This window comes from Thalassobaculum sp., assembly GCF_040219615.1.
Lineage (GTDB): Bacteria > Pseudomonadota > Alphaproteobacteria > Thalassobaculales > Thalassobaculaceae > Thalassobaculum_A.
Window position 1 is genome coordinate 1 of sequence record NZ_JAVJSE010000033.1, and the last position, 22,233, is coordinate 22,233.

Consider the following 22,233-nt stretch of genomic DNA (forward strand, 5'->3'; position numbering starts at 1 on the left):
TCGGGAAATTCGCCCGCCCGCATCCGCCGGAACAGGTCGAGGTTCTCCTCGGCCGTCCGGTCGCGGCCGGGGCTCGGCCGGCCGGGTTCGGTCAGCGTGCCGCGATAGGCGCGCATCTCGTCGGCCGAAAGGTCGCAGACATAGGCGTCGCCGTTCCGGATCAGATGCTCGGCCCAGTCGTAGAGCCGGTCGAAATAGTCGGACGCGTGAAAGAGGTGGCCATCCCAGTCGAAGCCGAGCCAGGCGACGTCGTCCTGGATGGCGTCGATGAACTCCTGCTCCTCCTTCGCGGGATTGGTGTCGTCGAAGCGCAGGTGGCAGCGCCCGCCGAACTCCCTGGCGACGCCGAAGTTGAGGCAGATCGACTTGGCGTGGCCGATATGCAGGTAGCCGTTCGGCTCCGGCGGGAACCGGGTCACCGGGGCGGCGTGCTTCCCGGACGCGATGTCGGCCCGGATGATGTCGCGGATGAAGTCCTGGCCGGGCCCGTTCTCGGGGGCGCCGGCGCCCGCATCCGTGGTGGTCTCGCTCATTCGTCGGTTCCTGCCTGGGTTCCGCGCCTAAGTGCCAGATCCGCGGCCGTGCGCCAAGGGTTCCCGAAGGCCGCGGCCGTCACGCGGCCGGTTGGCGATGGCCCTTCTGGACCCGCATGCGTGCCCGGATCTCGCTGACGACACCAGGCTGGCGCCACGACAGTTCCTGCAGTTCCTCCTTCGTAACCTCACCCGCGGCGAGCTTCTTGCGCCATAGGCTGTCGTAGACGTACTCGGACCGGATCATTGCGAAGTCGACGTCGAGCATGAGCGCCAGCATGGTGATGTTGCCGTTGGCCGCCGTCCATTTCAGGTTCCGGTCGCGGGACAGCATCTCGAAGCTCTCGAGACCGAAGCCGCGGACATGGGTCGGATCGATGATGAACGACCGATGCAGCGGGTGTGGTACCGCCACCGCGAATTCGCCACCGTGGCGGACGATCCGGTAGATCTCCTTGATGATGGCGAAGAACGTCTGGGTCTGCTGGCCGATGTGCTCGAGCACATGGATGGCGACGATCTCGTCGACGGAGTCGTCCGGGAACGGCCAGGGAGTGCGCTCGAGGTCCCAGACCACGTCCGGGTTGCAGCCCTCGAACGAGTCGACGTTTACGTAGCCGTCGAGCTTGTTGAAGCCGCAGCCGACGTTCAGCCTGAGGCCCGGCCCCTGCGGAACGCCTGTGGGTATCTCGGTTCCAGCCATGCCGTCCTCTTCACCGGCCCAGCCGCCAGTGGGCGTCGCCGTGGGTCAGGCTGCGGGTCGGGATGTCGTAGCTCATCAGGTCCTCGCCGATCGCGAACGGCCCGGCGAAGTCGGCGGCCACCTCGGCGGCCAGGGCCTCGCGGTCGAACTCGGCCGGCACGAAGTGGTTCAGCATCAGGAAGCCGACGGCGGCCTCGCGCGCCACCTTGCCGACCTCGGCCGACAGGGTGTGGTAGGAGGCGACGGCGTCGATGCCCTCCTGGGTGCGCACCCCCGGCACCGGCTTCATCAGGCCGTGGATGAAGCATTCGTGCACCAGCACGTCGGCGCCGCGGGCCGCCGCGATCAGCGCCGCGCAGTAGCGGGTGTCGCCGCTGAAGGCCGCGACGGTGCCGTCGTCGGCCCGGAACACGAAGCCGTAGGCCTCCTTGACCGGCTCGTGATCGACCCGGACCGCCTCGACGGTCAGGCCGGGCAGCTCCAGCAGCGGTCCCTCCCCGTACTCCACCACCTCGGCGGTGAAGCCGGCGGTGTGCGGCCGCCTCTCATGCGCCATCCGCAACGCGCGCTCGTCCTTCCACAGGTCCAGCAGTCCGTCGACGAAGGCGCGCGTGCCCTTCGGCCCGTAGATCCTCTGCGGCACCTTGCGGTTCTGGTGCCAGCCCGAGACGATCAGCTGGTACAGGTCGACCAGATGGTCGGAATGCAGGTGGGTCAGCAGCACCGCGTCCAGGCCGCCGCCCGGGCAGCCGGCGCCGACCAGCCGCTGGGTGACCCCCGAGCCGCAGTCGATCAGCACCGACGCCGCGCCGTGCCGCACCAGGCTGGCCGGTCCGTAGCGCTTGGTGTGGCATTGCGGGCAGCCGGTGCCGAGCAGGGTGACTTTCATGCGTAGTGCTCCGTCGTGGCGGTCGTGGGCGCAGGGTAACCGCAACGCCGCCGCGCGTCCGTAGCGCGATGACGCGCATCCGGACGCCGCGTGCCGTTGATCTGCCCGGGACAGTCCCTACCTGACCTGCACCACCGACCGGACCCTGGAGGCATGATGGACCCGACCAAGTTGCTCGATCAGTTCCTCGGCGGCGATGCCGGGGCGGCCCTGGGCCGTGCCACCGGTGCGGCGCGGCAGCAGGCGGGCGCCATGGGCGGCCTCGGCGGCCTGGCCGGCGGTGCCGCGGCCGGCGGGTTGATCGCGCTGCTGCTCGGCAGCAAGAAGGTCCGCAAGATGGCCGGCGGGGTCGTCGGGTATGGCGGTGCCGCAGCCCTCGGCGCGCTCGCATACCGGGCGTATCAGAACTGGCAGGCGGGTGGTGCTGCGGCCGACGCGCCGGCGGCGACCCAGGACGACGTCGCCCGCACCGAGCCGCGGTTCCTGCCCGATGCGCAGCCTTCCGCCGACGGGCAGCCGTTCCAGCTCGCGCTGATCCGGGCGATGGTCGGGGCCGCGAAGGCCGACGGCCATGTCGACGCAGCCGAGCAGACGCTGCTGTTCGAGCAGGTCGACCGGATGGGGCTGGATGCCGCGGCCAAGGGGTTCGTGTTCGACGTCCTGGCGAAGCCCGTGGACATGGCCGAGATCGCCGGGTCCGCCCGCACGCCGGAGCAGGCGGCGGAACTCTACCTCGCCTCGCGCCTGGCGATCGACCCGGACCACCCGGCCGAACGGGCCTATCTGGAGGCGCTGGCGCACCGCCTGAAGCTGCCGGCCGACCTGGTCGCGCATCTGGATCGCCAGGCGGAGGCCGGGCTGCCGGCCTGAGGCCGGGACGACGGCGGTTCCATGGCGACGCGGTCCGGCGCTAGCATGGCTGGGCAACCATCGCCCGGAGACCCCGCCCATGCCCCGCCCCGTCACCATCGCGCTGCTCGACGAGATCCAGGACGGCTTCAACCGCCACGACGTCGACGGCATCCTCTCGCACTTCGCCGATGACTGCATCTGGCTGATGGCGCGCGGTCCGAGGGAACCCGACGGCCGAACCTGCGTCGGCAAGGCCGAGATCGCCGAGGTATTGCGGTCGCGCTACGCCCAGATCCCGGACATGCGCTGGGAGGAGATGCGCCACTGGATCTGCGACGACACCAAGGCGATCTCGGAATGGGTGGTGCGCGGCACCCCGGCCGGCGGCCAGCCCTTCGAATACCTGGGCTGCGACCTGTGGGAGTTCCGCGACGGCATGGTCACCAAGAAGGACACCTACTGGAAGTATATCGGGTAGAGAGCGCTGGCGAATCTGCTAGCCTTCCGGTCCCGCCTCGCCCGACCGGGCCCGCCCGATAGGTTCGAACGATGTCCGACGCTCCCGCCCTGCCGATCTTCGACGGCCACAACGACGTTCTGCTGCGCCTGATCCGCAAGGGCGTCGACCGGGTCGAGCAGCATTTCCTCGACGGCGACGGCGAGGGCCATCTCGACCTGCCGCGCATGCACGCCGGCGGCTTCGGCGGCGGGCTGTTCGCGGTGTTCGTGCCGTCGCCGAGCGCCGCTCCGGAAGAGGATCCGACCGACACCAGGCGCAAGCGCAAGGAGGCGATGTCGGGCGAGACCTACGACCTGCCGCTGCCCGCCCCCCTGTCGCTCGGCGAGGCGCAGCCGACGGCGCTCGCCATGGCCGGCATCCTGTTCCGGATCGAGAAGGCGTCCGGCGGCCGGGTGAAGGTCTGCCGCACCGCCGCCGAGATCCGCGACTGCCTCGCCAAGGGCGTGCTGGCCACCGTGCTGCACTTCGAGGGTGCGGAGGCGATCGACACCGACTTCCGCGCGCTGGAGGTGCTGTACCAGGCCGGCCTGCGCTCGCTCGGGCCGGTGTGGAGCCGGCCGACCGCCTACGGCCACGGCGTGCCGTTCCGGTTCCCCGGGTCGCCCGACACCGGCAACGGCCTGACCGACGCCGGCAAGGCGCTGGTCGCCGAGTGCAACCGGATGGGGGTGATGATCGACCTGTCGCACCTCAACGAGAAGGGCTTCTGGGACGTCGCCGGGTTGAGCGACGCGCCGCTGGTCGCCTCGCATTCCAATGCCCACGCGATCTGTCCGACCACCCGCAACCTGACCGACGGGCAGCTCGCCCGGATCCGCGAGAGCGGCGGCCTGGTCGGCCTGAACTACGCCACGTCGTTCCTGCGCCCGGACGGCCAGATGTCCGCCGACACCGGGCTCGACGTGATGCTGCGGCACCTGGACCACCTGATCGAGCATCTCGGCGAGGACGGGGTCGGCCTCGGCTCCGACTTCGACGGCGCCACCATCCCGGCCGAGATCAAGGACGCCGCCGGCCTGCCGAACCTGGTGGCGGCTATGCGCCAGGCCGGCTACGGCGAGACGCTGGTGCGCAAGATCTGCTCGGAGAACTGGGTGAACGTGCTGGAGCGCACCTGGGGCGGGTGAGGGGCCCCGGCAACGCAACACTATGTCGTTGCGCGCCGACTTGCCGGACTGAGCAGCTTCGGGTCAGGTGCGGCGACCAGCCGGAGCCGCCGATGCCGCACGATCATCATCACCACGACCACGGCCACCATCACCACGGCCACCATCACCACGGCACCGCGTCGATGGGCGACGGGCGGCTCGCCTGGGCGGTCGCGGTCAACCTGCTGCTGACGGTCGCGCAGATCGCCGGCGGCATCGTGTCGGGCAGCCTGGCGCTGGTCGCCGACGCGGTGCACAACCTGAGCGACGCCGCGGCGCTCGGGATCGCGCTGTTCGCGCGGCGGGTGGCGCGCCGCGGCGCCGACGCCGGCATGACCTACGGCTACCGCCGGGCCGAGATCGTGGCCGCGCTGATCAACCTGACCACGCTGATCGTGATCGGCGTCTACCTGGCGTACGAGGCGGTGTTCCGGTTCTTCTCGCCGGAGCCGGTGGCCGGCTGGATCGTGGTGATCGTGGCCGGGGTGGCGCTGGCGGTCGACCTGGTGACCGCCGCGCTGACCTTCGCGGCGGCGAAGCACAGCCTCAACATCCGCGCAGCCTTCCTGCACAACGTCGCCGACGCGCTCGGCTCGGTCGTGGTGATCGTCGCCGGCGCGCTGGTGATCTGGCGGGGCTGGACCTGGATCGACCCGGCGGCGACCCTGTTGATCGCCGGCTACATCCTGTGGCACGGGCTGCTCGAGATCCGCACCTGCATCCGCATCCTGATGGAAGCGGTGCCGGCCGGCCTGGACCTGGCCAGCCTGCAGGCGGCGGTGACAGGGGTCGACGGCGTGGTCGGCAGCCACCACCTGCATGTCTGGCAGCTCGACGAGCGCGACCCGTTCTTCGAGGCGCATGTGGTGATCGAGCGCGCCGACGCCGACCGGCTCGAGGACATCAAGCGGGCGGTCAAGGCGGCGCTGCGCGATCGCTTCGGGATCGCCCACAGCACCCTGGAGTTCGAGTTCGTCGGTGCCCACTCGGACTGCAGCGAGATCGGCATGGTGGTTGCGCACTGACCCGCGAACGAGAAAGGGCGGCCCGACCGGGCCGCCCCTTGAATTCCGACAACGTCGCCCGGCGGGTTACTGCTTCTTCGGAACCTCGCCGACCTGATAGCCGCGGATCGTGTCGAACCGGACCAGCGCCGCCTTCACCTCGTCCGCGCCGCAGCCGGCATGGCTCATCGCCTTGCCGATGTCGGACTTGGCGGCCTCGATCAGGTCGAGTTGCCGGCCGGCGTGAACGCCGCCGCCGGACTGCTGGATGATCCGGCTCTCCAGGATCTGGTAGTCGGCCGGGGTGAACACCGCACCGCGGCACTCGACCGCGGCATACACGCCTTCATGGTAGTCCTTGTAAGCCATCTCGGCGGCTGTCGGCGCCATCACGTCGGCGGCGGCCTGAACCGCAACGGTGCTCGCGAGCAGACCGGCGACGGCAAATGCGAGGGGCAGTCGATGACGGGTCATGACCGTACTCCTGTTCGTTATCCAGTGCCCCGACAACGCCGCATCCGCACAACGGTTGCGTCCGATCGTCGACCGCTCGCCGGATCGGCGGGTGGCGCCGGTCAGCCGGCGGCCGGGCGGGGCAGGGCACGGTCCGGCGACAGGTGCAGGACGACCGTGGTGCCGGATCCCTTGACGCTGTCGATGGTCAGCCGGCCGCCGTGCAGGGTCGCCAGCTCGCGGCAGATCGACAGGCCGAGGCCGGTGCCGCCGCCGCTGCCGGAGCGGTCGAAGCCGTTGCCGATCTGCACGAAGGGCTCGAGGGCGCGGGTCGCCTCGGCCGGGGTCATGCCGACGCCGGTGTCGACCACCCGGATCGCGATCCCGTCGGCCCTGGTCTCGGCGGCGATCGTGACGGTGCCGCCGGGCGGCGTGAACTTGATCGCGTTGGACACCAGGTTGATCAGGATCTGGCCGAGCCGCATGGGATCCGCGAGCAGCGGCGGGAAGTCCGCCGGCACTGCGAGTTCGAGCCGCACCTGGGCCTTGCTGAGGTTGGCGGCGAACAGCCGGGCGGTTCGGGTCGCGACGCTGGCGAGGTCGACCGGGCGTTCGTCGAGATGCATCTTGCCGGCGCCGATCTTCGACAGGTCCAGGATGTCGCCGATCAGGCCGAGCAGGTGCGTGCCGCTGATCCGGATGTCCTCGGCATACTCGAAGTAGCGCGGGTCGCTCGGACCGAGAAGCTTGCCGGCGATGATCTCGGCGAAGCCGATGATGGCGTTCAGCGGCGATCGCAGTTCGTGGCTCATGACCGCCAGGAAGGTGCTCTTGGCCTGCGACGCCGACTCCGCCTGCAGGCGGGCCCGCGCCAGCTGTCGGTCGGCGTTCACCCGGTCGGTGACGTCCTGGACCGTGCCTTCGTAGAAGATCGCGTTGCCGTCGGCGTCGCGCACCGCCCAGGCGTTTTCGGAAATCCACATGGTCTCGCCGGTGGTCATCCGGCGGACCTCGGAGACGAACTGCTCGACTCGGCCGGTCTCGGAGATTTGGCGGTAGAACTCGGCCCGCCGCTCCGGATCGACGTACCAGTCGTTGCCGTTCTCCGCGAGGTCGCGGAGCATCTCGGCCTCGCTGGCGTAGCCGTTCAGCGCCACCAGGGTCGGGTTGGCCCGGACCACGCCGCGGCCGGGGGTAACCCGGTACAGTCCGATGTTGGCGTTCTCGAAGAAGGAACGGTAGTTGCTGTCCAGCATCTGCCTGCCTTCGGGCAATGCGCCATAGACCAATCGAGCGCGCCCGGTCGGTCCGTCTCCGAGCACAATTCGCAAATTATCAGCGGATTTTACTTAAACAACAATGAATGCGGACGCATGGGCGCGCAGCCGGGCGCTCGATCGCCCGACCTCGAATCCTCGGCCGGGCGGGTGAGTGGGGTCAGTCGACCCGGGCGGCCGGTTCGACCCGTTGGGATCGGTCGTCGCGCAGGGCCGTGTCGATCGCCGCCTCGGCCATTCGCCGCGCGGTCCGGGCCGCCTCGTGCATCCCGCGCACGTGCGCGGTGACGATCGCGCCTTCCTTGAGGAGCGCCAGCTGCTCCGCGAGATCCCTGGGATCCCGGGCGCCGGCCTGGGCGCAGAGCCGCTCGAGGTAGTCCACGATCCGCCGCTTATGCTCGGCGGCCGTCCGGTGGGCCGGATGGTCATGGTCCCCGAACTCGCCTGCGGCATTGATGAACGCGCATCCGGAGAACCCGAGCCCCTTGAAGGCGCGCCCTTCGAACCAGTCCCCGATCGCGTCGAACATCGCCAGGAGGCGCTCGCGCGGGTTCGGCGAAGCCTTCTCCATCTCGCCCATCAGCCAGTTTCGGAACTGCTCGTCGCGACGGTGCAGGACGGCAAGGATCAACTCGTCCTTCGAGCGGAAGTGCTTGTAGAGCGTCATCTTCGCGACCCCGGCCTCGGACAGGATCTTGTCGATGCCGGTCGCGTTGAAGCCGTGGGTGTAGAAGAGCCGCAGGGCGGTATCGACGAGGTTGTCGCGGCGGGACTGCAAGGCGTGCGCTCCTACGGCCAGACTGTTCTGTCTGTAATTCGCATCTTGGGACAACGGTTGCAAGGATTCACATGATCGTGATGGAGCGGCTTTGGGAATCTTCGGATTGACAAATAGACAGACCAGTCTGTATATAATCTGACGACGCGATGATGCGTCATGACCCGACCGACCAAGAGGTTCCCCATGACCCGCATTCAGCTCCCCGACTCGATCGAGGCCGCTCCGGCCGCCGCCCGGCCGCTGCTCGAGGGCGTCAAGAAGATGCTCGGCAGCGTTCCGAACCTGTTCCGCATCGCGGCCAACAGCCCGGCTGCCCTGGAAGGCTATCTCGGCCTCAACGGCGCTCTGGCGAAGGGCAGTCTCAAGCCCCAGACCCGGGAGCGGATCGCGCTGGCCGTCGCCCAGTTCAACGGCTGCGACTACTGCCTCTCGGCCCATGCCTATCTGGGAAAGAACCTCGCGAAGCTCGACGACGCGGAGATCGCGGCCAACCGGCGTGGCACCTCGAACGACCCGCAGGCGGCTGCGGCGGTCCGGTTCGCCGTCAAGCTGGTCCGCGACCGCGGGCAGGTGACCGATGCCGACGTGGCGGCGGTCAGGATGGCCGGGTACGGCGAGGCGGAGATCGTCGAGATCGTGGCTCATGTCGCGCTCAACACGCTCACCAACTACCTCAACGAGGCACTCGGTACGCCGATCGATTTCCCGGTCGTCAGCGCCAAGGCCGCCTGACCTTCAGGGAGCGCCGCCGACGGTCCTTCCCGAGGCCCCGTCGCGGCGCTCCGCCCTCCAGTCAGGAGACAGCTCATGAGTCGCCCCCCTCTCCCTCCGTTCGACGCGGACACGGCCGCGGTGAAGGTCCGCATGGCCGAGGACGCCTGGAACGGCCGGTCGCCGGAGCATGTCGCGCTCGCCTACACGACCGACAGCCGGTGGCGGAACCGCGCCGAGATCTTCGAAGGCCGCGAACGGATCGTCGCCTTCCTCACCCGCAAGTGGGCCCGCGAGCTCGACTATCGGCTGATCAAGGAGCTCTGGGCGTTTCGCGGCGACAGGATCGCGGTGCGCTTCGCCTACGAGTACCACGACGACGGCGGGTCCTGGTTCCGCGCCTACGGCAACGAGAACTGGGAATTCGCCGCCAGCGGCCTGATGCGCAGGCGGATCGCCTCGATCAACGATCTGCCCATTGCCGAGGCCGAACGCCTGTTCCGCTGGCCGCTCGGGCCGCGTCCCGAGGATCATCCCGGCCTGTCGACGCTGGGTCTCTAGGCGACTCGAAGTCCCCCGAGACCGTTTCCCGACCACTTCCCGAGACCGGCGATCGCTGTCCCGCCGCGCGACGATTCCCGCGGAGGGACCCGCATTGCCTCATCCCAAGCAAAGGAGTTCCGACATGGACACCAACCACGATCACGATCACGACTGCGGGTGCGGCGTCACCCACGAGAAGGTCGACCTGGCCCGCCGCCGCCTGATGGCCGGGGCCGCCGCCGGGGTTGCCGCCGGGATCGCCGTCGCCGCGGCCGGCACCGCCGCGGCCGGTACCGACGGAGCCGCCACCGCAGCGGCACGCGCGCTCTATGCCGATCCCGACAAGCCGGGCCTGCCGCAGGTCGACATGTCGATCGAGAACGGGCGCACGGCGCTCGTCGTGACCGATCCCCAGATCGACTTCCTCTCGAAGGATGGGGTGACCTGGGGCGTCGTCGGCGAAAGCGTCACCGAGCAGGGCACCGTCGACAATATCGAACGCCTGTTCATCGCAGCAAAGGCCGCCGGCATGCCGGTGTTCATCTCGCCCCACTACTACTACCCGCACGACCACAAGTGGCGGTTCGAGGGCACGCTCGAGAAGACCATGCATGCGATCGGGATGTTCGACCGGCTCGGCCCCCTCAACCTCGAGAACTTCGACGGTTCCGGCGCCGACTGGATGCCGCAGTACAAGAAGTACATCGAGGACGGCGAGACCATCGTCTGTTCGCCGCACAAGATCTACGGGCCCGCGCAAAACGACCTCAACCTGCAGCTTCGCAAGCGCGGGATCGACAAGGTGATCCTGGCCGGCATGTCGGCGAACCTCTGCACGCAGGCGCATCTCTACGAGTTGCTCGAGCTCGGATACGAGGTCGCCGTGGTGCGCGACGCGACCGCCGGCGCGAAGGTCCCCGAGGGCGACGGCTATCTCGCCGCCATCATCAACTTCCGGATGGTGGCCAACGCCGTCTGGTGGACGGACGAGACGGTCGAGCGGATCGCCCGCTCCGCCGCCTGACGCCGGATACGGCGTCAGAAATCCCCCGAGACACCGAAAGGATCATCCCCATGAAATCCCATTTCTCCCCTGCCGCCGTCATCTGTGCGGCGATCCTCACCGCCGCTGCGCCGGCCCTCGCCGAGGACGAGTACAACGTCGTGAACGGCCTGACTCTCGCGGGGAATCCCCTCGGGCTGCACGGGATCGATCCGATCTCGGTATTCCACGGCGAAGCTCCGCGTACCGGCGACGCGGTCTACACCGCCGCGCATGACGGCGTGGACTACTACTTCGTCTCGGCCGAAGCGCAGTCGCGGTTCAAGGCCGACCCGCAGGCCTACCTCCCGCAGTTCGGCGGCTTCTGTGCCTACGGGGTCTATGTCGGCAAGAAGCTCGACGGGGACGTCCGCTACGCCGACATCGTCGACGGCAAGCTGTACCTGTTCGTGAACGCCGCGATCTTCGAGAAGTACCTCGCGAACAAGGACGCGGTGATCGCCGGCGCATTCGCGAAGTGGCCGGAGATCCGTTCCACCGCCGTCGAGGACCTCTGAGGCCCGGAACATCCCACTGGTGCGGGCCTCGGATCAGGCGAGGCTCGCACCATTCGGCGGACGTGGCCTTCGGGACCGTTCGGCCTCCGTCGCCGCCGTGTCGACCGTTCCGTCCCCCGCCAGCACGACGCCCCAGCGCTCGCGGATCTGCCCGGCGGTGTAGTAGCCGCGCCGGAGGTCGCGGGCGCACAGCACCGGGTCGCGCAGCAGCGGGTCGCCGTAGCCGCCGCCGCCCGGGGTCTCGACGGTGACGGCGTCGCCGGCGGCGATGGCGATGCCCTGCTCCTTGGACAGGTGCAGCGGCGTGTAGCTCTCGCCGCCGCGCTCGACCAGCACCGTGTTGGGCGCGCCGTCGGCGCCGCCGACCGCGCCCTGCGGGCCGACCCGGCCGTGGTCCATCACGAAGGAGGCGCGGGCCTTGCCGCGCCGCAGCCGGACTTTGTAGCGCACACCGAAGCCGCCGCGGGTGCGGCCGGCACCGCCCGATCCCTCGCGCAACGCGTATTCCTCGTACAGGATCGGATAGCGCTGCTCGATCACCTCGATCGGCGTGGTCTTGGAGATGCCGATGGTCGAGCAGCCGTTGCTGAGGCCGTCGCCGCCGGGGTGCCCGCCATAGCCGCCGCCGGAGATCAGGTAGCACACGAAGCCGCGCCCGGTCTGGGGGTCGAGGCCGCCGAGCGAGAAGTTGCCGCTGGTGCCGGCGGGGGCCGCGAACAGCAGGTCGGGCACCGCCCGGGTCATGGCGGCGAACACCGCCTCGGCGATGCGCTGGCTGACCTCGGCCGCGCAGCCCGACACCGGGCGTGGGTAGCGGGCATACAGGAAGGTGCCGTCCGGGTCGGCGACGTGCAGCGGCTCGAAGGTGCCGGCGTTGATCGGGATGTCCGGGAAGATGTGCTTGATCGCCAGGTACACCGACGACCGGGTGGTGGCGATCACCGAGTTCATCGGCCCCTCGCAGGGCGGCGACGAGCGCGAGAAGTCGAAGAACAACTCCTCGCCGCGCTTGGTCATGGTCAGGCGGATGAACAGCGGGGCGTCGACCACCCCGTCGCTGTCGACCACCGACTCGCCCTCGTAGACGCCGTCGGGGATCGCCGCGATCTTGGCGCGCATCTGCTGGGCGGCGCGCCGGCGCAGCTCGGCGATGGCATCGTCGACGGTATCGCGGCCGTAGCGGTCCAGCATGCCGGTCAGGCGCCGTTCGCCGACGGTCAGGGCGGCGGCCTGGGCCTTGATGTCGCCGATCCGCTGGTCGGCGATCCGGATGTTGGAGAGGATGATCGACAGGATCTCCTCATCCAGCACCCCGGCCTTGTAGAGCTTGACCGGCGGCAGCCGCAGGCCCTCCTGCTCGCTCTCGGTGGCGCTCGCCGAGAAACCGCCGGGCACCGCGCCGCCGATGTCCGGCCAGTGCCCGGTGTTGGCCAGCCAGCAGAACAGCTCGCCCTTGTAGAAGAACGGCTTGACGAACTTCACGTCCATCAGGTGGGTGCCGCCGAGATAGGGGTCGTTGACGATGAACACGTCGCCCGGCTCGAGCTTCCTGGCGCGCTCGATCACGGCGGCGGTGCAGTCCTGCATGGTGCCGACGAACACCGGCAGCCCGTCCTCCCCCTGGGCGATCAGGGCGCCGCCGTCGCGGTGGTAGATGCCGTCGGAGCGGTCGTAGGTCTCGCTGATCACCGGCGAGAACGCAGAGCGCGAGAACGCCAGGTCCATCTCGGCGCAGACCTGCTGCAGGCCGTTCTGGATGACCGAGAGGGTGACGGGGTCGAGGGTCGTGCTCATGTGGTGGCTCCCGGGGTGGCATCGGACGCCCGTCGTGCCGTGGGTCCCGGGTCCGTCCCGCCTTCGGCGGCCCGGCCCGTCCGGAATGACGAAAGGGGGTGGGAGCGGGCGCTTCTCGTTCTCTCCGTCATTCCTGACGGGCGCGCCGCCCCGGCGCGGCCGATCCGGAACCCACCAGCTGCTGCGGCGCTCACGACGACTCTCCCACGCGCACGGTCACCAGCAGGTTGCCGTCGCGATCCAGCCGGGCCGACTGGCCGGGCTCGATCACCGTCGTCGCGTCGAACTGGGCGACGATCGCTGGGCCGTCGAACGCCGCGCCCTCGGGCAGTCGCTCGCGGCGGTAGACCGGGGTGTCGACCCGGCCGGCCTGCTCGAACCAGACCGCCCGGCGGCCGGCGATCGCGTCCTCGACCGTCGCGGCGCGCTCGTCGGAGCCGGCCAGGGCCGCCAGCGGCACCGGCCGGCGCTTGCCAAGCACCGCGGTGTGCAGGTTCACCAGCACCGGCCGGATCTCCGGCAGCTCGACGGCGAAGCGCTCCCAGTAGGCGGCGGCGAAGCGCCGCTCCAGATCCGACAGGCTCGGCTCGCCGTCCTCCAGCGCCACCGACAGGATGTGGCTCTGCCCGAGGAACTGCATGTCGACCGAGCGGCGGGCTTCGACCCGCTCGATCTCGACCGCCTCGGCCGCGATGGTGGCGCGGCCCTGCGCCTCCTGGTCGCGGAAGATCCGATGGATCTGGCCGATGTCGAGGTCGGCGAGCGGGGTGTTCAGGGTGTTGACGTAGTCGTGGCGCAGGTCGGCGACCACGCAGCCGATGGCGTTGGTGATGCCGGGCCGGGCCGGGATCACCACATGCGGGATCGCCAGCTCGCGGGCCAGCGCGGTGGCGTGCAGCGGCCCGGCGCCGCCGAAGGCGAACAGCGCGAAGTCGCGCGGGTCGTGGCCGCGGGCCAGCGAGACCATGCGCACCGCGCCCGCCATCTTGTCGTTGGCGATCCGCAGGATGGCGGCGGCCGCCTGCTCGGCGCTCAGGCCCAGCGGGGTGCCGACCTTCGCCTGGATGATGGCGGCGACGTCCTGGACCGTGACCGGATGGTCGACCGCCAGCAGCCGGTCCGGATCCAGCCGGCCGAGCACCAGGTTGGCGTCGGTGATGGTCGGCTCTGTGCCGCCGCGGCCGTAGCAGATCGGCCCCGGATCGGCGCCGGCGCTCTCCGGCCCGACCCGCAGCAGCCCGGCATCGTCGACCCGGGCGATCGAGCCGCCGCCGGCGCCGATGGTGTGGACGTCGACCATCGGCACGTGGATCGGCATGCCGTATTCCAGGTCCAGCTCGGCGTGGATCCGGGGCAGCCCGTCGAGGATCAGCCCGACGTCGGAGCTGGTGCCGCCCATGTCGTAGGTGATGGCGTTCGGGAAGCCGGCGGATGTCGCGGTGTAGGCGGCGGCGATCACGCCCGAGGCCGGGCCCGACATCACGGTGTTGACCGCGTGGTCGGCGGCCATGCCGGCGGCCACCGTGCCGCCGTTGCCCTGCATCACCAGCAGCTCGCGGGCGTAGCCGCGGGCCGCCAGCCCTCCGGCCAGGCGCTCCAGGTAGCGGCGCAGCACCGGCTGCACCGCGGCGTTGATGGCGGCGGTGGTGCCGCGCTCGTATTCGCGGAACTCCGAGAGGATTTCGGAACCGGCGGTGACCGCGGCCTCGGGCCAGGCGATGCGGATCAGTCCGGCGGCCCGCCGCTCATGCGCCGGGTTGGCGTAGCTGTGCAGGAAATGCACGACCACCGACTCGCAGCCGAGCACCTTCAGCCGCTCGGCCGCGGCCAGCACCCCTGCCTCGTCGAGCGGAACCAGCACCGCGCCGTCGGCGTCGACCCGCTCGGCGACCTCGATGCGCAGCTCGCGCGGGATCAGCGGCTCGAAATGCCCGGTCAGGCCGTAGGAGGTCGGGCGGGTGCGGCGGCCGAGCTCCAGCACGTCGCGGAAGCCGCGGGTGGTGATCAGCCCGGTGCGGGCGACCTTGCGCTCCAGCAGGGCGTTGGTGGTGGTGGTGGTGCCGTGGACGATCTGCTCGACCGCGCCGGCCTCGACCCCGGCGACGGCCAGCGCCGCCAGCACGCCGTCGGCCTGGTTGGCGACCGTGGTCGGCACCTTGGCGAGCCGGATGCCGCCGGGTGCCGAGGGGTCCAGGCAGACCAGATCGGTGAAGGTGCCGCCGACGTCGACCCCGACCAGCCGGCCGGTCACGCGCTCGCTCATGTCGTTCCTGTTGCTGCCGCCGGACCCTCGTCCGACCCTCCGCGTAATCTTGTTCGTATGCATATGATGTGGTCAAGGGGGGCAAGTTAGTTGATCTAGCGCAATACCCGACCGGAAAGGCACCGGTAAATTCAAGTCCGTTGTTTCTCTACGTTGCGATAGAAAAAGATAAAGGAGCATTTTATGGAGTTTTGTGAGGCAGATAAGCAAAAACTTCGAGATGCATTTTCGGTAAAACCGTCGATGAATGGAAACCTGATGACTTTCATCGGGCTGGATGAGGTGCGGAAGCGTTTCCCGAAGCTATGGGCACGACATCGCAACAGGATCGCCGAGACATCGAAGTCGATACTCGAACAGTTCACCGATCCGAGCACCGACATCGTGCTGCCGGTCGGCGAGGACAAGTTTGCGGTTCTGTTCACCCGTCTCGACAAGGACGAAGCGATGCTGCGCTCCGGGATGATCAAGGCCGAGATCCTGCGGCGCTTCGTCGGCGACGAGGCGCTGGGGCAGCTCGACATCCACTGCCACGCGATCGAGCTCGACTCGGGCAGCATGACGTCCGGCGTGCTGCGCGATCTGCTGGACGCCGCCGATGGCCACCGGCCGTCGCGCGCCGCGATCGGGGCGGAACGCTCGCTCCCGCAGCAACGCGCCTACCGTGCGTCGGTCGGTGAGATCGGCGCGGCCTGGTCGGTGCCGATCGACGAGATCGAGCAGCAGTTCGGGTTCGACCTGGATTCCCTGGAGTTTGCCTTTCAGCCGCATCTCTACGCGCGGCGCGGCGTGTTCTCGATCTTCGAATGCCGTGCCGTGCGCTACAACGCTACCGGCGAGATTCTCTCGGGATACGCCGTGCTGCCGCGCGAGTGCACCCCGGACCAGGTCACGGCCGTCGACAAGATGACGCTGATGCGGGCCCGCCATGGCATCGTCGACATGGCGTTCCGCAAGCGCATCGCCGTGGTCGCGACCCCGGTGTCGTTCGAGACCATGACCACCCGTTCCACCGCGACCGAGTATCTCGAACTGCTGCAAAAGATCCCGTCCGACCTGCGGAACTATCTGGTCGTCGATGTGTGCCGGGCGCCGGCCGGGGTGCCGGAGGGACGGTTGGCGGAGATCATCAGTCCGCTCAAGCGGTTGACCCGCGCCGTGTTCGTTCATGTCGGCTCGGCGCAGCAGTCGCTCGCCGCGCTGAAGGGGGCCGGCGCGTTCGGTGCCGGTATCAGCATGCCGTCCAAGGCCGGCTGCGACCTCGGCTCCCCCGCCTTTCTCGGCCGCTTCGCCGCCTCCGCGCACAAGCTGCGCATGCAGGCCTATGCCCTCGACGTCGACACCCAGGAGCAGGCGACGCGTTGCCGGGAGGCCGGGTTCGATTACCTGGCGGGCCGCGCGCTTGCCGAGCTGTCGGACTATGTGGGGCCGGTAACCGAGTTCCGGGCGGCTTAGTCGAGGAGCATCCGGGCCTATAGCCGCCGCGCGAACCAGATCACCCGGCCGGCGATGGTGACCTCGTCGACGGTGCGCTCGTAGTCCTGGTAGCGCGGGTTCGCGCTCTTGATCACCAGCTTCGCCGGATCGGTGTTCGGCACGTACTCGATCTGCTTGGCGACCAGGCCGAGGCCGTCGTGCAGCACGAAGATGCCGGGCGGCGACGGGGCGGTCCGCGAGGTGTCGATCAGCACCTTGTCGCCGGCCGAAAGCACCGGCTCCATCGAATCGCCGTCGATCGAGATGATCTTCAGGTCGGCCGCCCGGGCCCGCAGTTCGTGACGCAGCCAGTCGACGGGGAAGTACCAGGAATCGCCGAGCGCCTCGTACTCGGCCACGGCCCCGCCGCCGGCCGCCGCCGTCACCCGCACTTCCGGGACCGCGACCACGCCCGGCTCGACGTCGGGATCGAGGATCCGGGAATACACCCGGGGCCGGCGGGTGGTGACGGCGTCGACCTGCCGCGCGCCGCTGTCCCGGGGTATCGGCGGGGTGCCGTCGCGCAACGCCGACTCGTCGACGCCCAGATGCGCCGCCAGGGCCCAGCGCACGTCCTCCGGCAATCGCCGGGGCGTGCCGCGGTGCACGAACTGGTGCAGATAGGCGTGGTTCTTCCCGCAGGCCAGCGAGGCCTTCTTCAGATCGGTCGGGGGGTCGCGATGCGCGACCATCTCCAACAGCCGACGGCGGATCGGATCGAGCTTCATACGCGAGAGTGTATTCCGATCACGGACCGGCGTATATGAAGAAAATTCCAATTTACCACCTATTTTAGATCGCCTATGGTCGGCTAAATCCGATTAACGCCCTGTCGCCGATAGCGCGGTGCCGGATCGATGCTGTTCCAAGGAGATCGCCATGCCACTTGCCCCTGGATTGCTGGTTCGAAAGCTGGTTCGCCCGGGTGGGCGTCTGACGACCGTCGTGGTGCGCCGCCGCGGTCCGGCGAGGCCGGTCGCGGAGCGGCGCCCGGACGAGGCCGCCCCCGGGAAACCCGCCTGCCCCGCTCGGGTTCCAAGCCGGGAACCGGACGGGGCGGCGGGATTCACCCCGCCGGTGGCGCGGGCGATGGCGGCGCTCGGCGGCCGGGCCAGGCCGCTGGGCGAAGACGGGATCGCCCTGGACGGCCGCCGGGCTGCCCTGGGCCGTGTGGTCGCCGAGGCCAACCGCTGTCTGAGGGCCGCCGGCCGGGCGCCGATCCCGTATCCCGGCGTCGGGCCGGTGGAGGGCCGGCGATGACCGCGGAGGCGGCGGACGAGGCGGCGGACGAGGCGGCGGTTCGCGCGGCCCTCGAGGAGGCGGCCGACACCCTGCGGCGGCTGCCGGCCGGGCTGCGCCGTCCGCGCCTGACGTCCTGGCCGGCGGTGGTGCGTGACAGCGCCGGCCTGCTGGGCCCGTCCGCCGAGGGGCGGACCCGGCCGGCGGCTCCCACCCCCGGCGCCATCGACCGCATGGACCGGGCGCTGGCCTGGCTGCTGGCCTGTGACGGCGAGGCGCGGCGGCTGGTCTGGGCCCGGGCCTGCCGGGTGCCGTGGCGCCGGCTGGCGGATCTCGACGGCCGCAGCCACGTCACGCTGCGCAAGATCGTCGCCCGTGGCCACGACCAGATCCTGCGCCGGCTGGCGGAGGGATAAAAAAATGATCGACTCGAGGAAAAATCCTCTTTACAGGATTTATAGGATCGACTAGAAACTGCTCTACCGTCGGGGCGATGCGGCACGGGCCGCCGCCGCGGCGGTTCTCCTCGCTCCCGCGTCCGGCGCGCCGCCATCCCCCATGGCGGCGCGTCGCCTTTTCACGATCGATTCATGGAGGCCGGCATGGCGGTGCAACGCTGGACGACGCGCCGGCGGGCGGCGTTTCTCAAGGCGCTCGCCGATACCGGAAACGTCTCCGCCGCGGCCAGGGCGGCCAAGGCGTCGCGCTCGCGGGCCTACCAGCTGAAGGCGGCCGATCCGGAGTTCGCCGCCGAGTGGACCGACGCCCTGGAGACCGCCATCGACGCCCTCGACGCCGAGGCCCGGCGCCGGGCGCTCGACGGGGTCGAGACCCCGCATTTCCACCAGGGCAGGGTCGCCGGGACGGTGAGGAAATACTCCGACAGCCTGCTCATGTTCCTCCTGCGCGCCCACCGGCCCGACCGCTACCGCGACCGGCCGGCGGGCGGATCGGATGCCGATGCCGACCTCGACGACGACCTCGCCGCCGCCCGCGACACCCTCGCGGCCCGCCTTGCGCGCCTGGATGACGAGCCTGAGCCCGGCGGAACGGCGCAGGATCCTGAATGAACTGTCCGACCGCGAGGCGGCGGCGCTACTGTACGACTGGAGTTTCTGGGCGCGGCCGACGCAGCTGGCCCGGGAAGGCGGCTGGCGGGTCTGGCTGATCCTGGCCGGCCGCGGTTTCGGCAAGACCCGGACCGGGGCCGAGTGGGTGCGGTCGCTGGCCGAAGGCGGCCGGGCCCGGCGGATCGCCCTGGTGGCGGAGACCGCGGCCGACGCCCGCGACGTGATGATCGAGGGCGAGAGCGGCATCCTGGCCTGCTGCCCGCCCTGGGCGCGGCCGCGCTACCAGCCGTCGCGGCGCCGGGTGACCTGGCCGAACGGTGCGGTCGCGACCAGCTTCTCGGCCGACGACCCGGACCAGCTGCGCGGCCCGCAGTTCGACGCCGCCTGGGCCGACGAGATCGCCAAATGGCGCTACGAGGCGGCCTGGGACAACCTGCTGCTCGGGCTGCGGCTCGGTACCGACCCGCGCTGCGTCGCCACCACCACGCCGAAGCCGCGGGCCTGGCTGGCCCGGCTGATGGCGGATCCTGGCACCGTGCTGACCCGCGGCGCCACCCGGGACAACGCGGCCAACCTGGCGCCGGCCTTCCTGGACCAGATCCTGGCACGTTATGCCGGCACCCGGCTCGGCCGGCAGGAGGTCGAGGGCGAGTTCCTGGCCGAGATCCCGGGGGCGCTGTGGACCCGGACGCTGATCGAGGCGGCCCGGTCGGCACCGCCGGCGGCCGGCGACCTGGTGCGCGTCGTGGTCGCGGTCGACCCGGCGGTGACCGCCGGCGCCGAAAGCGACGAGACCGGCATCGTGGTGGCCGGCACCGGGACGGACGGCCGCTTCTGGGTGATCGAGGACCTGTCCGGCCGGCTGTCGCCGGACCTGTGGGCGCGGCGCGCCGCCGAGGCGTTCCGCCGGCATCGCGCCGACGCGGTGGTCTGCGAGGTCAACCAGGGCGGCGACCTGGTGGTCGCGACCCTGCGCACCGTCGACCCGGTGCTGCCGGTGCGGGCGGTGCGGGCGACCCGCGGCAAGCGCCTGCGGGCCGAGCCGGTGGCGGCGCTGTACGAGCAGGGCAAGGTGCGCCATGCCGGCGCGTTCCCCCTGCTGGAGGACCAGATGGCGGGCTTCAGCGGCCTGCCGGGCGAGGCCTCGCCGGACCGGCTGGACGCCCTGGTCTGGGCGCTGACCGACCTGGCCTTCGACCGGCCGCCGGCCCGCAGCCGCGAGTTCCTGGTCTGACCGCCTTCCACCGGAGACGCCGCCATGCGCCATGCCGAGGTCCGTGCCGAGATCGAGACGCGGTTCGCCGCCCTGTGGTCGGCGACGCCGGTCGCCTACGAGAACGTCGCCTTCGAGCCGCCGGGCGACGGTCTGCCCTGGGTGTTGCTCCGGCTGGCCGACGACGGCGCCGAACTGGCCTCGGTCGGCGGCCCGCCACGGCGCTGGCGTTGTCGCGGCCGGGTGTTGCTGGAGATCGTCACGGCGGCCGGGACCGGCAGCCGGGCGGCTTCGCTGCTGGCCGACCAGGCTCTGGACCTGTTCGCCGGCTGGCCGGCTTCGTCGCTGACCTTCCTGGCCGGCGCGCCGGGCCCGGCGGTGCAGTCCGGTGACGGCTACCGGGTCACCGTGACCGTCCCGTTCCGGCACGACGACCTGCGCTGAGCGGATCGGCGCCAGGGCGTTCCATGGACGGCCGGGAGGAGGCATCATGGTGGTACAACTGTCGGGCGAGGCCGGCCGGGTCGGCCGGGCGGAGGACGTGGCGGTCGTGCAGGCGCTTCTGGCGAACATCGGGAACGGCGGTGGTCGCCCGTTCTGGGACCGGCCGGTGGACGGCCGGCCGAGCGAGGCGCTCGCCGGCGCGATTGAGGCATTCCAGCGGCGCTGGGTGGCGAACGCGGTGGCCGGCGGGTCGGTCGAGACCGGCGTGGTCCGCCCGGGATCGTCGACGCTCGCGGCCCTGTCCTCGCAGGCCCCGCCGGTTCTCGACGGGTTGCGGGCGGCGTCGACCGCGCCGGTGATTCTGTATGCCCAGGACGATCCGCGGGGACGCGCCGGCCGCGGCCGGGCCGAGCCGGCGAACCTGCCCGGCGCCACCGCCCCGAGCCTGGCGGCGATCCAGCGCGCCCAGGGCCTGCTGGTCGAGCGGCGCCGGCTGGCGGTGACGATCGGCCGGAGCGGCCTGGCCGGCGATCGCTGGGGGTTCCGGGTGGCGCTGGAGGGACTGACGGTGGTCGGGCCCGACGGGCGGTCGCAGTCCGTGGGCGAGCGGCCCGACGCCCTTCCGCCGGCGATCTGGCGACTGGTCGACGGCGCGTTCGGCGGTTCCTTCGAGGTCGGCGGCGGCGGCGGGCTGACCGGCCCGGGCGTCTATCGCAGCCGGCGGCCTCTGGACCTGCTGCGGGTCCGCACCGTCGACGACGCGCTCCTGCTCAGGATGGAGGTCCCGCGCCCGGCGCGATACGAGACCGCGGTCCTGACCTCGGCGGCACTCGGCGCGATCGCCGAGGCGCGCCCGCTGCCGCGCGAGCGGGAGGACGAGCTCCGTCAGGCCATCGCCATCGTCAGGGGCGACGATCCGGCGACCGCCCGGCTGCTGGAGGAACGCTGGCGGGCGCTGCGCAACGGCATCGGTGTCGGCAATGTCCGGTACGCCAGCGGCGAGCAGCTTCGCGAGCTGCTGAAGAGGTCTGGCGAGTATCCGCATCTCCTGGAGACGGCGCAGGCGCTCGCCGTCGTCATCCAGACGATCCCCGATACGGCTGCCGACGCGCTGGAACTGGCGGCCGCGCCGGTGTCGGCGCTGATCGTCCTGTCGGACATCCTGTCGGGCGGGGCCGTGAGCGAGGCCGAGCGCCTGTACCGGGAACGGCTGGCGGCAGTGGCCGAGGGCGGCCGGACCGTCGCCGGCGTGACCGTCCCGCCCGCACAGGACCGGCGGACCCATCTCCTGCGTGCGTTCGGGATCGCGCCCGCAGGCCTGCGGCTGGATGACCGGCGCGAGGCCCGGCTGCTCGACCTCATGGAGCGGATCCTGGAACTGCAGCGGACCCGCAATGCCGGAGCGAAGGACATGGAGGAGGAGATCTATCGCGACTGGGGCGGCGAGGATTTCCTCGAGAACCTGCTGCGCGTGTACCGCAGCATTCGCGAACGGATCACCAATCCGGTCAACGCCGAATACCGGCCGGACGACCAGCTGGCCCGCTACGCGCTTCGGGTCGAGGCGACGGCCGACCTGGTGACGGCTGCGCGACGCCTGAACATCGGACGCAACCTGTTGCGGGCGATCCGCAATCCGCGGAGCCGCGCGGAATGGGGTGTGTTCGGCGACCTGCTGCTCGAAATCCTGCAGCAGCAGTCGGACGCGGCGAAGGAGCGGGTCAGGACCGGGCTCGCACGCCGGTCGGCGGCGCTCTGAC

At 70.5% G+C, this 22,233-nt stretch carries 24 protein-coding genes; 15 read left to right on the forward strand and 9 right to left on the reverse strand.

From position 1 onward, the window contains the following. The 3 genes from RIC31_RS17255 to RIC31_RS17265 form a co-directional block, all read right to left on the reverse strand. A partial coding sequence (locus RIC31_RS17255) for a glutamate--tRNA ligase family protein (protein ID WP_350110437.1) occupies positions 1–533 on the reverse strand: 533 nt, incomplete at its 3' end. A gap of 79 nt (positions 534–612) precedes the next feature. Next, positions 613–1,236, reverse strand: a complete 624-nt coding sequence (locus RIC31_RS17260; protein WP_350110440.1) for a class I SAM-dependent methyltransferase — start codon at positions 1,234–1,236, stop codon at positions 613–615. A gap of 10 nt (positions 1,237–1,246) precedes the next feature. Then, positions 1,247–2,125: an MBL fold metallo-hydrolase gene (locus RIC31_RS17265; protein ID WP_350110443.1), complete on the reverse strand. Its 879-nt coding sequence runs from the start codon at positions 2,123–2,125 to the stop codon at positions 1,247–1,249. A gap of 156 nt (positions 2,126–2,281) precedes the next feature. On the opposite strand from RIC31_RS17265, the gene RIC31_RS17270 reads away from it, so the two are divergent. The 4 genes from RIC31_RS17270 (at position 2,282) to RIC31_RS17285 (ending at position 5,670) form a co-directional block, all read left to right on the forward strand. Further along, a complete protein-coding gene (locus tag RIC31_RS17270) occupies positions 2,282–2,995 on the forward strand; it encodes a tellurite resistance TerB family protein (RefSeq protein WP_350110446.1) in 714 nt (237 codons plus the stop codon). A 79-nt stretch (positions 2,996–3,074) separates the two neighbouring features. After that, on the forward strand, positions 3,075–3,455 hold the full coding sequence (locus tag RIC31_RS17275) for a nuclear transport factor 2 family protein (RefSeq protein WP_350110449.1): 381 nt from the start codon (positions 3,075–3,077) through the stop codon (positions 3,453–3,455). A gap of 71 nt (positions 3,456–3,526) precedes the next feature. Next, complete coding sequence (locus RIC31_RS17280; protein ID WP_350110452.1) at positions 3,527–4,624, forward strand: dipeptidase; 1,098 nt, start codon at positions 3,527–3,529, stop codon at positions 4,622–4,624. Positions 4,625–4,716: 92 nt separating this feature from the next. Next, positions 4,717–5,670, forward strand: coding sequence for a cation diffusion facilitator family transporter (locus RIC31_RS17285; RefSeq protein WP_350110455.1), 954 nt, complete (start codon positions 4,717–4,719; stop codon positions 5,668–5,670). A 66-nt stretch (positions 5,671–5,736) separates the two neighbouring features. On the opposite strand, the gene RIC31_RS17290 is transcribed toward RIC31_RS17285, so the two are convergent. The 3 genes from RIC31_RS17290 to RIC31_RS17300 all read right to left on the reverse strand — a co-directional run bounded on the left by RIC31_RS17290 (position 5,737) and on the right by RIC31_RS17300 (position 8,157). After that, the gene (locus tag RIC31_RS17290; protein ID WP_350110458.1) at positions 5,737–6,123 is read right to left on the reverse strand and encodes a hypothetical protein; all 387 of its coding nucleotides are present in this window, start codon (positions 6,121–6,123) and stop codon (positions 5,737–5,739) included. Positions 6,124–6,224: 101 nt separating this feature from the next. After that, positions 6,225–7,358 (reverse strand): PAS domain-containing sensor histidine kinase, encoded by a 1,134-nt coding sequence (locus tag RIC31_RS17295; protein WP_350110460.1) that lies wholly within the window; start codon positions 7,356–7,358, stop codon positions 6,225–6,227. 181 nt (positions 7,359–7,539) lie between these two features. Continuing rightward, positions 7,540–8,157: a TetR/AcrR family transcriptional regulator gene (locus RIC31_RS17300; RefSeq protein ID WP_350110463.1), complete on the reverse strand. Its 618-nt coding sequence runs from the start codon at positions 8,155–8,157 to the stop codon at positions 7,540–7,542. A 186-nt stretch (positions 8,158–8,343) separates the two neighbouring features. Between RIC31_RS17300 and RIC31_RS17305 the strand changes: the two genes are divergently transcribed. The 4 genes from RIC31_RS17305 (at position 8,344) to RIC31_RS17320 (ending at position 10,974) form a co-directional block, all read left to right on the forward strand. Further along, the gene (locus tag RIC31_RS17305; RefSeq protein ID WP_350110466.1) at positions 8,344–8,892 is read left to right on the forward strand and encodes a carboxymuconolactone decarboxylase family protein; all 549 of its coding nucleotides are present in this window, start codon (positions 8,344–8,346) and stop codon (positions 8,890–8,892) included. Between the two features lie 75 nt (positions 8,893–8,967). Then, positions 8,968–9,432, forward strand: coding sequence for a nuclear transport factor 2 family protein (locus RIC31_RS17310; protein WP_350110469.1), 465 nt, complete (start codon positions 8,968–8,970; stop codon positions 9,430–9,432). Between the two features lie 124 nt (positions 9,433–9,556). After that, positions 9,557–10,438: a cysteine hydrolase family protein gene (locus RIC31_RS17315; RefSeq protein WP_350110472.1), complete on the forward strand. Its 882-nt coding sequence runs from the start codon at positions 9,557–9,559 to the stop codon at positions 10,436–10,438. 50 nt (positions 10,439–10,488) lie between these two features. Beyond that, a complete protein-coding gene (locus RIC31_RS17320; protein WP_350110475.1) occupies positions 10,489–10,974 on the forward strand; it encodes a YHS domain-containing (seleno)protein in 486 nt (161 codons plus the stop codon). A gap of 33 nt (positions 10,975–11,007) precedes the next feature. Here RIC31_RS17320 and RIC31_RS17325 read toward each other — a convergent pair whose 3' ends face one another. Together RIC31_RS17325 and RIC31_RS17330 are read right to left on the reverse strand one after the other, a co-directional pair. Continuing rightward, the gene (locus RIC31_RS17325; protein WP_350110478.1) at positions 11,008–12,768 is read right to left on the reverse strand and encodes a hydantoinase B/oxoprolinase family protein; all 1,761 of its coding nucleotides are present in this window, start codon (positions 12,766–12,768) and stop codon (positions 11,008–11,010) included. A gap of 190 nt (positions 12,769–12,958) precedes the next feature. Next, positions 12,959–15,031: a hydantoinase/oxoprolinase family protein gene (locus RIC31_RS17330; RefSeq protein ID WP_350110480.1), complete on the reverse strand. Its 2,073-nt coding sequence runs from the start codon at positions 15,029–15,031 to the stop codon at positions 12,959–12,961. Between the two features lie 183 nt (positions 15,032–15,214). On the opposite strand from RIC31_RS17330, the gene RIC31_RS17335 reads away from it, so the two are divergent. Then, positions 15,215–16,486: a hypothetical protein gene (locus RIC31_RS17335; protein WP_350110483.1), complete on the forward strand. Its 1,272-nt coding sequence runs from the start codon at positions 15,215–15,217 to the stop codon at positions 16,484–16,486. A 17-nt stretch (positions 16,487–16,503) separates the two neighbouring features. On the opposite strand, the gene RIC31_RS17340 is transcribed toward RIC31_RS17335, so the two are convergent. Beyond that, positions 16,504–17,235 (reverse strand): S24 family peptidase, encoded by a 732-nt coding sequence (locus tag RIC31_RS17340; RefSeq protein ID WP_350110486.1) that lies wholly within the window; start codon positions 17,233–17,235, stop codon positions 16,504–16,506. Between the two features lie 349 nt (positions 17,236–17,584). Between RIC31_RS17340 and RIC31_RS17345 the strand changes: the two genes are divergently transcribed. The 6 genes from RIC31_RS17345 to RIC31_RS17370 all read left to right on the forward strand — a co-directional run bounded on the left by RIC31_RS17345 (position 17,585) and on the right by RIC31_RS17370 (position 22,232). Next, entirely contained in the window at positions 17,585–17,767 is a 183-nt protein-coding gene (locus RIC31_RS17345) for a hypothetical protein (RefSeq protein WP_350110489.1), read from the forward strand. Then, complete coding sequence (locus RIC31_RS17350; protein ID WP_350110492.1) at positions 17,764–18,162, forward strand: DUF6362 family protein; 399 nt, start codon at positions 17,764–17,766, stop codon at positions 18,160–18,162. The genes RIC31_RS17345 and RIC31_RS17350 overlap by 4 nt, the downstream gene beginning before the upstream one ends. A gap of 186 nt (positions 18,163–18,348) precedes the next feature. Further along, on the forward strand, positions 18,349–18,816 hold the full coding sequence (locus tag RIC31_RS17355; protein ID WP_350110495.1) for a hypothetical protein: 468 nt from the start codon (positions 18,349–18,351) through the stop codon (positions 18,814–18,816). Then, the gene (locus RIC31_RS17360; protein WP_350110498.1) at positions 18,773–20,050 is read left to right on the forward strand and encodes a DNA-packaging protein; all 1,278 of its coding nucleotides are present in this window, start codon (positions 18,773–18,775) and stop codon (positions 20,048–20,050) included. The genes RIC31_RS17355 and RIC31_RS17360 overlap by 44 nt, the downstream gene beginning before the upstream one ends. Before the next feature lie 24 nt (positions 20,051–20,074). Further along, complete coding sequence (locus RIC31_RS17365) at positions 20,075–20,473, forward strand: phage tail terminator-like protein (protein ID WP_350110501.1); 399 nt, start codon at positions 20,075–20,077, stop codon at positions 20,471–20,473. A 46-nt stretch (positions 20,474–20,519) separates the two neighbouring features. Then, positions 20,520–22,232: a peptidoglycan-binding domain-containing protein gene (locus RIC31_RS17370; RefSeq protein ID WP_350110504.1), complete on the forward strand. Its 1,713-nt coding sequence runs from the start codon at positions 20,520–20,522 to the stop codon at positions 22,230–22,232. Position 22,233: the final 1 nt, after the last annotated feature.